This is a genomic window from Sulfurimonas sp., from assembly GCF_047622445.1.
Taxonomy (GTDB): domain Bacteria; phylum Campylobacterota; class Campylobacteria; order Campylobacterales; family Sulfurimonadaceae; genus Sulfurimonas.
The window spans coordinates 1-10,472 of the sequence record NZ_JBLHOE010000090.1; the positions used below are offsets into that span (position 1 = coordinate 1).

At 33.0% G+C, this 10,472-nt stretch carries 12 protein-coding genes and 1 rRNA gene; 9 read left to right on the plus strand and 4 right to left on the minus strand.

The window, feature by feature from the left end:
• From rrf to ccoS, 6 genes are all read left to right on the plus strand, one after another.
• Nucleotides 1-105: ribosomal RNA gene (gene rrf, locus ACI9TV_RS14880) — 5S ribosomal RNA — on the plus strand; the annotation flags it as partial.
• 143 nt (nucleotides 106-248) lie between these two features.
• Nucleotides 249-839, plus strand: a complete 591-nt coding sequence (locus tag ACI9TV_RS14885) for an SIS domain-containing protein (RefSeq protein WP_415251612.1) — start codon at nucleotides 249-251, stop codon at nucleotides 837-839.
• A 3-nt stretch (nucleotides 840-842) separates the two neighbouring features.
• The gene (locus ACI9TV_RS14890) at nucleotides 843-1,355 is read left to right on the plus strand and encodes a D-glycero-alpha-D-manno-heptose-1,7-bisphosphate 7-phosphatase (RefSeq protein WP_415251613.1); all 513 of its coding nucleotides are present in this window, start codon (nucleotides 843-845) and stop codon (nucleotides 1,353-1,355) included.
• Between the two features lie 3 nt (nucleotides 1,356-1,358).
• Entirely contained in the window at nucleotides 1,359-1,841 is a 483-nt protein-coding gene (locus ACI9TV_RS14895) for an asparaginase domain-containing protein (RefSeq protein WP_415251614.1), read from the plus strand.
• Entirely contained in the window at nucleotides 1,834-4,242 is a 2,409-nt protein-coding gene (locus ACI9TV_RS14900; protein WP_415251615.1) for a heavy metal translocating P-type ATPase, read from the plus strand. The genes ACI9TV_RS14895 and ACI9TV_RS14900 overlap by 8 nt, the downstream gene beginning before the upstream one ends.
• A gap of 2 nt (nucleotides 4,243-4,244) precedes the next feature.
• Nucleotides 4,245-4,460, plus strand: coding sequence for a cbb3-type cytochrome oxidase assembly protein CcoS (ccoS, locus tag ACI9TV_RS14905; RefSeq protein WP_415251616.1), 216 nt, complete (start codon nucleotides 4,245-4,247; stop codon nucleotides 4,458-4,460).
• 21 nt (nucleotides 4,461-4,481) lie between these two features.
• Here the strand turns inward: ccoS and ACI9TV_RS14910 are convergent, their stop codons facing one another.
• On the minus strand, nucleotides 4,482-4,769 hold the full coding sequence (locus ACI9TV_RS14910; RefSeq protein WP_415251617.1) for a c-type cytochrome: 288 nt from the start codon (nucleotides 4,767-4,769) through the stop codon (nucleotides 4,482-4,484).
• Nucleotides 4,770-4,882: 113 nt separating this feature from the next.
• On the opposite strand from ACI9TV_RS14910, the gene rfaD reads away from it, so the two are divergent.
• Genes rfaD through ACI9TV_RS14925 form a run of 3 tightly spaced genes read left to right on the plus strand, consistent with a single transcriptional unit; the run spans nucleotide 4,883 to nucleotide 7,898 of the window.
• Complete coding sequence (gene rfaD / locus ACI9TV_RS14915) at nucleotides 4,883-5,890, plus strand: ADP-glyceromanno-heptose 6-epimerase (RefSeq protein ID WP_415251618.1); 1,008 nt, start codon at nucleotides 4,883-4,885, stop codon at nucleotides 5,888-5,890.
• On the plus strand, nucleotides 5,890-7,320 hold the full coding sequence (gene rfaE1 / locus ACI9TV_RS14920; RefSeq protein WP_415251619.1) for a D-glycero-beta-D-manno-heptose-7-phosphate kinase: 1,431 nt from the start codon (nucleotides 5,890-5,892) through the stop codon (nucleotides 7,318-7,320). The genes rfaD and rfaE1 overlap by 1 nt, the downstream gene beginning before the upstream one ends.
• Nucleotides 7,314-7,898 carry a YfaZ family outer membrane protein gene (locus ACI9TV_RS14925; RefSeq protein WP_415251620.1) on the plus strand — a complete coding sequence of 195 codons (585 nt, stop codon included), beginning with the start codon at nucleotides 7,314-7,316 and terminating at the stop codon, nucleotides 7,896-7,898. Before rfaE1 ends, ACI9TV_RS14925 begins: the two co-directional genes overlap by 7 nt.
• Here the strand turns inward: ACI9TV_RS14925 and waaF are convergent.
• The 3 genes from waaF to ACI9TV_RS14940 all read right to left on the minus strand — a co-directional run bounded on the left by waaF (nucleotide 7,895) and on the right by ACI9TV_RS14940 (nucleotide 10,358).
• Nucleotides 7,895-8,869, minus strand: a complete 975-nt coding sequence (gene waaF, locus ACI9TV_RS14930; protein ID WP_415251621.1) for a lipopolysaccharide heptosyltransferase II — start codon at nucleotides 8,867-8,869, stop codon at nucleotides 7,895-7,897. The genes ACI9TV_RS14925 and waaF overlap by 4 nt on opposite strands.
• Nucleotides 8,866-10,146: a glycosyl hydrolase gene (locus tag ACI9TV_RS14935; RefSeq protein WP_415251622.1), complete on the minus strand. Its 1,281-nt coding sequence runs from the start codon at nucleotides 10,144-10,146 to the stop codon at nucleotides 8,866-8,868. The genes waaF and ACI9TV_RS14935 overlap by 4 nt, the downstream gene beginning before the upstream one ends.
• 83 nt (nucleotides 10,147-10,229) lie before the next feature.
• On the minus strand, nucleotides 10,230-10,358 hold the full coding sequence (locus tag ACI9TV_RS14940; protein WP_415251623.1) for a hypothetical protein: 129 nt from the start codon (nucleotides 10,356-10,358) through the stop codon (nucleotides 10,230-10,232).
• Nucleotides 10,359-10,472: the final 114 nt, after the last annotated feature.

Below are 10,472 nucleotides of genomic sequence, written 5' to 3' on the forward strand. Positions count from 1 at the left end.
TAGAGAGAGGGAAACGCCTGGCTCCATTCCGAACCCAGAAGCTAAGCCTCTCATCGCTGATAATACTGCAGATTTCATTTGTGGGAATGTAGGTCGTTGCCTAGTTTAAGTCTTTTTACCTTACCTTACTTTTTATTCATTAATTTTACTCTAATAAAAACTATTAATTGACTTAACTTTTTTTACATATTAACACACTTGAAACACTTTATATGTTATCCTTTCATATCAATTTTTTAGGAATTATTATGAAAGAATATATTAAAGATCAGATAAAAAAATCGTATGAAACAAAACAAGATATATACAATAATGAAGAACTTTTAAATAAAATAGAAGAAGTTGCAAAGAAATGTGTAGCTTTATATCGTACTGATAAAAAAACGATATTAGCAGGTAATGGTGGAAGTGCAGCTGATGCACAACATATTGCTGCTGAGATGGTTGGCCGTTATGGATTTGACAGACCTTCTTTGCCTTCGCTTGCATTAACTACAGATACATCTGCACTTACTGCAATTGGTAATGATTATGGTTATGATCAAGTTTTTTCTCGTCAACTTGAGGGTATGGGACAAGGTGGTGATATATTTATAGGTATCTCTACATCTGGTAACTCTGTAAACATTGTTAAGGCTTTTGAGTCTGCAAAAACAAAAAATATTTTGACTGTTGCTTTAGTTGGACGTGATGGTGGAAAAATGGCTAAACAAGCTGATATCGCGCTTATAGTTCCATCAAATTCTACTCCACGCATTCAAGAATCGCATATTTTAATTGGTCATATTCTCTGTGATATAATTGAAAAAGAAATTTTTGCTGATGGTGTTAGTAACTAATATATGCAAAAGGTTCTTTTTTTAGATAGAGATGGTGTTATTAATGTTGAAAAAGACTATCTTTATAAAGTAGAAGATTTCGAATTTATTGATGGAATTCTTGACTTATGTAAATATTATGAATCTTATGGGTACATAATAGCTGTTGTTACAAATCAATCTGGAATAGCTAGAGAGTTTTACACAGAGGAAGATTTCTTAATACTTACTAAGTGGATGATAAATGAATTTTCTAATAATGGGGTTACAATAAGTAAGGTTTATCATTGTCCACACCACCCATCTATTTCTGGTATATGTGAATGTCGTAAGCCTCATCCAGGAATGCTTTTAAGATTAGAAGAAGAATTTGATGTTGATTACGCAAACTCTATCATTATTGGTGATAAAGAACGTGATATCGAAGCTGGTTTAAATGCTGGAATTTATGAAACGTATTTATTTAGTGAAGATAATAGTATTTCAGAATCTAAGGCTACTAAAATCGTTTCGAATTTAAATGATATATGGAAGTAAATAATGCTAATTTTAAATACTGGTGGAACTTTTAATAAGAGGTATAATAAAATTAATGGTGAATTAGAAGTTCCATATGATAATTATGCTATTGAAAAAATACTTGAGAGTTTTACATCTCAATACAGTGTAGCAGGTGTGATTTATAAAGATAGCTTAGATATAGATACTAACGATAGAAAAATGTTGACAAGTATTATTATGGAATCGGTTGAAGATACTTTTTTAATTGTTCACGGAACAGACACAATGCATGAGAGCGCAGAGTTCTTATCTACAATTTTTACAAATAAAAAGATTGTATTTACCGGTTCAATGAAGCCATTTGAGATAGATACTATTGAATCAACTCTTAATCTTGGAGTTGCTATAGGTTTTTTAAAGTCTTTAGAAAAATACGGAGTCTATATTTGTATGAATGGAAATGTAGAATCTTGGGATAAAATAGAAAAAAATAGACAAAAAGGAAAGTTTGAACTTGTCTAAGCTAATTGCGTGTACTCACTGTCATTTAGAATTTAATGAATCTGTTTTAATAAAAGAAGAGGAACAAGAAACTACTTTATACTTTTGCTGTAAAGGATGTCAGGGAATATACCATCTTTTGAATGATGAAGGACTTGAGAGCTTTTACAAAAAAGCAGGAAACATTACACTTACCCCTCCAACTAATCAATATGAAGATTCTTCAAACTTTGATGCAAGAGCTTTTTATGAAAAATTTGTTAAAGTTAATAAAGATGGATTTAATCAAGTCTCTTTAATAATTGAAGGTATTCATTGTTCTGCTTGTGTATGGTTAAATGAAAAAGCATTACATAAAATGGATGGAGTAATCGAAGCAAATATAAATTTTACAAGTAATAAAGCTACTATAGTATGGACTGAAGAACTTTTAAAATTATCTGATATTATAAATATGATTCGAGCTATTGGTTACAATGCTTTCCCCTATGACACATCTCTGCAAGAAGTTCATGCAAATGCTCAAAGAAGAGAATACTATCAGCGTATAATTGTTGCAGTTTTCTTTTCTATGAATATTATGATGATAGCAGTTGCACAGTATTCTGGTTACTTCACCGGTATAACACAAGAAATGAAAAGTATTTTTAATATTGCTGAGGGTATTTTATCTACACCTGTTCTTTTATATAGTGGATGGATATTTTTCCGTGGTGCATACTATGGAGCAAAAAACAAAGTTGTAAATATGGATATTTTAGTTGCAACTGGTGCATCTTTAACCTATGTATATTCAATTTACATAACTATATTTGAACTCGGTGAAGCATATTTTGATTCTGTTGCTATGATTATTACTTTTGTGTTGGTTGGAAAGTTCTTAGAAGTTCTTAGTAAAAAAAGTGCTGCGGATACATTAGACCTCATTGGGAAGCAGATTCCTAGTGAAGTAAACATTGTACATGAGGGAAAAATTGTTGCTTGCAAATTAGGGGATGTTACGATTGGAGATATTGTTGTGGTGTCTTCTGGAGAAAAAGTTTTACTTGATGGCGAAATAATTGAAGGGGAAGGCTCTTTTGATGAGTCAAATTTAACTGGAGAGAGTGAGCCTATTTATAAATCTTTTGGTGATAAAGTAGTGAGTGGAACTGTCAGTATAGATGCAGATATACATTTTCAAGCTACAAAAGATTTTGAACACTCTACGCTCTCTAGTCTTGTATCACTTTTAGAATCTGCAATAAATAAAAAACCTCGTATTGAGCAACTGGCAAATAAACTCTCAGAATATTTTTCTTCTATCATTTTAGGTTTATCTTTAGTGACATTTATTGTTTGGTGGTTATGGCCTCATAGTTTTGATGTAGCATTCATGGTAGGGATATCTGTGATTGTTATTGCCTGTCCGTGTGCTTTAGCTTTAGCTACGCCTGTTGCAACTCTAGTAGGACTTAGTTTAGGTGCCAAGCGAGGTATACTATTTAAAGAAGCTGCACAACTTGAAACGATGGCAAAAGTTGATACTATAGTTTTGGATAAGACGGGTACTATAACTGTGGGTAAGCCAGAAGTTATAGATTTCAAGATATACAAAGAATTCGATAAAGCAATTTTATATTCTTTGGTTAAGCGCTCTAACCATCCAGTAGCAAAAGGGATAACTCAATATCTTAAGAATGATACAATAGATGAATATATTTTAGACAACTACACACAAGTTCCCGCAAGTGGAATTACAGCTAAATATAATGAGCGTATTCTCTTAGGTGGGAATGTGAAACTTATGGCGGCTAATGGATTAGAGAGTGATTATACGAGTGAGAATACTTTATTTTATTTTGCAATCGATGGTGAAGTACTTGCTATATATGAATTAAGGGATACTATTAAAGAGAATGCTAAAACAGTAGTAGATAACTTTCATGATAAAGGTATTGATGTAATTATGCTTACTGGTGATCATGAAAATATTGCAAGTAAAATTGCCTTAGAAGTTGGAATTACTAAGTGTTTAAGTGAGCAAACACCAGAAGATAAATCTAAATTTATAGAAAAATTACATCAAGAAAATAAAATAGTGGTAATGGTTGGCGATGGAGTGAATGACATCTTAGCACTTGCTAATGCTGATCTTGGGATTGTTATGGGCAGTGGTAGTGATATCGCAGTTGATGTTAGTGATGTTGTTTTACTTAATGATTCTCTTCAATCTCTTGAAGATGCTTTTAAAATATCTCGTACTACATACGGACTGATAAAACAAAATCTTGGGATATCGTTACTTTATAATGCGATTACGATTCCTCTTGCAATGGCAGGATATGTAATACCGCTAGTTGCAGCTATTTCGATGAGCATAAGTTCTTTACTTGTAGTTGGTAACTCAATGAGAATCAGATATAAATGGATGAGGGGATAAAGATGGATAGTGGAATAATAATTATGATGATGGGTGTTTCGATTTTCTTAGGTTCTATAGCACTTTTTGGATTTTTATGGGCTGTGAGAAGTGGTCAGTTTGACGATGAAGATAAATTTTTAAATGCAACGAAGTATGATGGAGAAGATGAGTTAAATGATGCTGTTACTTTAGAAAGAAAAAAAGAAGAGTATAAAAAGAATTATAGACCTGAATAATAGGTCTATAAAATAGTGATATTATTTACCGATAGTTTGAGCGAACGCATCTAAATCTGCATCAGAATATTTAGCTACTTGACCTTTCATAAGACCTTTCATTGGACCACCGTAAGTTCCAGCTTTGTAACCTTTAAGTGAAGTTGCAATTTCAGCGTGAGTCATTGCAGAAACATTTTTAGATTTACCAAGAGCTTTTTTAGACCAGTCTGCACCGTGACAAGAAGTACAAGCTTTTCCATTTACTGCTGCGATTGAAGCTGTAGCTAGTGCTAGTGTTGCGATTGATGCGATTACGATTTTTTTCATATATATTTCCTTAGGATTAATTTTCGCTTTAATTATAGTAGATTGAGTCTTAAATGCTTGTTAATGAATTATAGTGTACCATATAAGTAAATTCAAAAAATATGGATAAATTAATGAGATATATTGACGATGATTTAAGTAATAAAACAATTTTAATAACTGGTGGAGCTGGGTTTATTGGCTCTAATTTAGCTTTTTATTTTCAGCATAATCATCCAGATGCAAAAGTTGTTATATTGGATTCTTTTAGAAGTGGTGAAACATTTTCAAATGGAAACCTCAAGAGTTTTGGGCATTTTAAGAACCTTTTGGGCTTTGAAGGGGAAATGATTTCTGGAGATATAAATGATAAAGATATACTTCTTAACCTAGAAGTAAATTATAAATTTGATTACATATTTCACGAAGCAGCAATCTCAGATACGACAGTACAAGAACAAGACTTAATGATTAAAACAAATGTTAATGCATATAAAGATCTACTAGATTTAGCGATAAAGCATAGTGCAAATATGATTTATGCTTCTTCTGCTGCTACATATGGTAACGCTGAGTCCCCTCAAAGAGTTGGACGTGAATCTCCTCAAAACGTTTATGGATTTTCTAAACTTAGTATGGACCATTTAAGTCGTGAGTATATGTTAGATAATGACATCTCCATAGTAGGACTTAGATATTTTAACGTGTATGGCCCTGGTGAATACTTTAAAAATACTACGGCATCAATGGTATTACAATTTGGTCATCAACTATTAGCTGGAAAAAATCCTCGTCTTTTTGAATCTAGCGATAAAATTCTTCGTGATTTCATTTATATAGAGGATATCGTTCAAGCAAATATTAAAGCTATGCAACCACAAGAAAGTGGTATATATAATGTTGGAACGGGTAAGGCAAGAAGTTTTCAAGATATCGTAGATATTTTACAAAGTGAACTTGGAACTAATCTTACGTGCGAATATATTCCAAACCCATTTATTGGTTCTTACCAGTTTCATACAGAAGCTGATATAGAATCTACAAAGCAAGCGCTAGGGTATGAGCCAAATTTTGAAATGGAAGATGGGATTAAAGCGTATGTTAGTGAAATTAAAAGACTCTTTAAAGAAGAAGTGAAATAATGAAAAGTTTTAAAAATGTGAACTCAAATATATTAGTTATTGGTGATTTAATGATAGATCATTATCTCTGGGGTTCATGTGAGAGGATTTCACCAGAAGCACCAGTTCAGGTTGTAGATATAAACAAAGAAACTACAGTTCTTGGTGGTGCAGGAAATGTGATAAATAATCTTGTAGCTCTTGGTGCGAATGTAAGTGTAAGCAGTGTCATTGGTAATGACACTATTGGTGAAGAATTAAAAGCTATGCTTGAAGAAATTAATGTAGATTGTAAGAATATCATTACACAAAAGGGTAGAAAAACATCAAAAAAAAGCAGAGTTATAGCTTCTTCCCAACAAGTAATACGTTATGACAAAGAGAGTAAAGAAAATATAGAAGATTCTTCTGTAAATAAAATACTTGATAATTTAGTTGATGATATTCGAACCTATGATGTGATAATTTTATCTGATTACGGTAAAGGTGTTTTACGCACAGCTTTATGTCAAGGTATTATAGGTTTAGCAAAAGAGAATAATGTTAAAGTTTTAGTAGACCCAAAAGGGAGTGACTTTTCTAAGTATAACGGTGCTTACCTTTTAACACCAAATAAAAAAGAGGCAATTCTTGCTACAGGTATAGAAATACAAGATGATAAAACTCTTGAAGATGCTCTTTTGAAATTAAAAAAAGAGTGCGATTTAAACATCTCTTTAATTACTTTGTCTGAAGATGGAATAGCTACATATGACGGTGAAGTAAAAGTTTTCCCAACAGTTGCAAAAGAAGTTTTTGATGTAACTGGAGCTGGGGACACGGTAATAGCTTCTATAGCATTTGCTTTGAGTCTTGGTAAAGATATAGAAGAAACAGCAAGGTTTGCAAACCTTGCCGCAGGCGTTGTTGTTGGTAAAATTGGTTCGGCAACTGTAAGTATAGACGAGATAGAAGAGTATGAAGCAAGTTTGCATAAAAGTACATCCGATGCACATATAAAAAGTTTTGACGAAATAAATAAAATTGTAAGAAGATGTTCAGGAAATGGTAAAAAAATTGTTTTTACAAATGGATGTTTTGACATACTCCATGTTGGACATGTGAAATATCTTCAAGTTGCAAAAAGTTTTGGAGATATTTTAGTTGTTGGTCTAAACTCTGATGCATCCGTTTCTCGTTTAAAAGGTCCAACTCGTCCTGTTAATCCTGCGGAAGATAGAGCCTATATATTGGCAGCTTTAGAAGCTGTTGATTTTGTAGTACCTTTTACTGAAGATACTCCTCATGACTTGATTAAAATGATACAACCTGATGTACTTGTTAAAGGTGGAGATTATAAAGGGAAGGATGTCGTTGGAACTGAATTTGCTTCTGAATTAAAACTTGTTGATTTTGTCGATGGCAAAAGTACAACAAAAACAATTCAAAAAATACAAGGTTCCCAATGCTAAAAACACTAACATTACTCGCAGCTAGTTTTGCTTCAGCTTTCGCTTTAAATAGCGTAGAGATAAATATAAACGACAAAGATCTAGAACTTGCTGCTTCTATAGATATGAGCCAAATGAATGACACGGTAGAGCCAGATACAGTTTTCCTTGGTGTGAAATTTCTTCACGCTGACTATACAAATGGAGACATAAATAGCAGTTCAAATATGGACGATTATATTGAAGTTAGTTTTTTAATGAAACGAGACTTCAGTTCTAATCTTGAAATTGGTTTGGGTATGAAGCTTAATGCTACAAAGAACTTTGCTTCTATTCCCTTAGGTGGTGAAGCAAGATATTCATTAAATACTGAATTACCTATGTACGTTGGTGGTTCTTTTTATTATGCTCCAAGTGTTTTGTGCATGAGTGATGCAAAAAGTTTTCTTGAATACAGAGTTCATTTTGATATAGAAGTTATTGAGAATGCTTTAATTACTGTGGGATACAGATCTATTGACACGAATTATGAAAAACCTGTAGCACAAGATATCAACTATAACAGTTCATTTTATGCAGGATTTAAATTCGAATTCTAAAAGCCTAACTCTTTTACAGCTTCTATAACTTTTGGAGCTGTAATCTTTGTCATACACTCATGATGTTTTAAGGGACATTCTCTTTTCATACACGGTGCACATTCCATATCTTCTCTCACAATCTTATTTTTCTCATTCATCCATTGTGATGTTTCTTTATGCTTTGTAGGTCCAAAAATAGCAACACTCGGAACTTGATATGCAGCAGCAACATGCATAGGTCCACTGTCATTTGTGATAAACAAAGAACAGCCTCCAATATTTGCACATAACTCTTGTATATTTGTCTTTCCAGCGAGATTGGTGAAGTTATGTATATTTAAAGACAAGAGATTATCTTCAATCTCTTGAGCCATTTCCACTTCACCGGGTCCACCAAAAATTATGATGTCAAAGCTGTGAGCAAATTCTGCCCCAACTTGGGCAAATCTCTCGGGGTACCATCTTTTAGCACTTCCATACGTAGCACCTGCATTGATGCCCAATGTTGGCTTGTCATGTATCTTCGGCTCTATATAAAGTTTTAAAGCCCCTATGTCATCACTGTATTGATCTACATTAATCATTGCAAGCTCAGCATACTGTAATGCTAAATGTTTGTTCGCTTTGATGCTAGGAGTGTGCGAGAGTAAAAACATAGAATGCCAAGACTGTTTTGCTAAGCATATTACGGTATTTGTAAATCTTAGTAGTAATGATGAGTAAAATTGATTTCTAAACGTAACAGCTAAATGAAATTCGCCAAGATCTTTGGCCAGTTTATACGTAGCGATAAATCTACTAGGTGCTTTTTTCGTTTCGTCTACTATAGCTCTCTCACATAATGGATGGTATTTAATTGCTTCTATGGAAACATAACTTCCAACAAATGTAAATTTTGCATTTGGGTGGTAAGAAGCTAAAAGCTCTATTGCGGGAGTTGCCATAATAGCATCTCCTAGCCAGTTTGGTAATATTACTAGTATTCTCATAAGCAGTTCACTTTTTTTGGAGTAGCATTCGTTATAAATATATAAAGTGGTGAAGAACCTATGTTTAAGGTCTCATCTGTAATTAGTTCACCATTACGAGAGTAAACGGTAAAAAAATCTTCATTTTTAAGTGTTGTAGGTTTTAAAGTCCAGTGTATTTGTAAAAGTTGACCGTCTATTAAACACTGTAAAATGTAGTAATCTCTTGTGATATCTAGACGTAAAAATTGTGCATGTTGAAGCGTCTGAACCATATACTTGTATGTAGTAAAAGCAGGTCTATATCTCATACCCTCAATGTTATCTATAAGCCCATAACCTTTAGCAATGAGTTGATGCCAAGAGAGTGAGTCAACTTGTTGTGAAGCAAAGGCAAGCATATGGTAACGGAGCATAAAGTCAGCATAGCTCTCTTCGTCTATGCATTCATGCTCACTAGTTGGTGCGTAAGGCGCAGTACCAGACAATGGCCAGTTAGTTTCTGTAATGTGTAAAGCATGTTTAGATTTTTTACTCATCCAAACCATAGTGCTTAAGTATGCAATCTTATCAGATAGGGAAAATCCCATTTGCATGTTTTCTGGTGCTCCACGTCTATCTACATAGAGTAGAGATGCTACTCCATCGTATTTGTATTTAAAAAAGTTAAAGAGAGTGTGAGCGGTGAAGTGATACTCAAAGTCTATTACACCACTTCCAATGAGGGTTATGTTTGGGAATTCCGACATCTTTAAATCATATGCCCTTTGATAAAAGTTAGAGTATTCATTGACGCTAAAAAATCCCCATTTACTTCTGTTTATAGTCGAACCAATTTCATATATATCTATAAGCCCATCAAGACTTGAAAAGATAGTTCTTAAATCATTTTCTAAAAGTTCTAAATCTTCTACATGTTCTCTATCTTGCATAATCTTCAAGGTAACTTTTTTATCGGGACACTTTAGAAGAAAGTCTTTTAACTCATCCAGTGAATCCATTTCCCAAAGTTTTATTCGTACAAGTATGCGTTTAATCTTAAAATCATGTATAATTTTTAAAGTTAAATCCGACTCTCGTTGAAAATCAACTCCCATACAAAAAAACTCAGAAGAATCAATCTGTTTCCTTTTGATAAAAGGCATTGCTACAAGCGTAACTGGTAGTATAAACAAAGCAGTAAAAAAAGTTTTTATAAGCGAATAGCGCTCTTTTTTACGCATGGACTTTTTATATTTTTTATCTTGAAGTAATGCTGGTTGGTCGGAATAATCATCCCACTTAAATGGTTCTTTCATAAGGTGGATTATATCCTATTCTTACTTTGACATTGTCTTGAACTACACCCGAGGGGGTTGAAGATCCATCTTTAATAATCTTACTAATTAATGACATGATGATAACCTGCTAAACAAACTCTAAGTCTTGTTGGCATCTGCTTATCCTTAGTTGTAATAATATACAATAGCTGCTTTAATACAGAATAGCTGATTTTATGACTAATAGACATATCATCGCTCCTAACTCAAAGGAGTAAGGATACAGAGAAAAAGTGACTTAATGAAAAAAACGGGTGCTTACTTTTCTACTTTTTCTTATAATTCACAAGATAATAATCGACTAA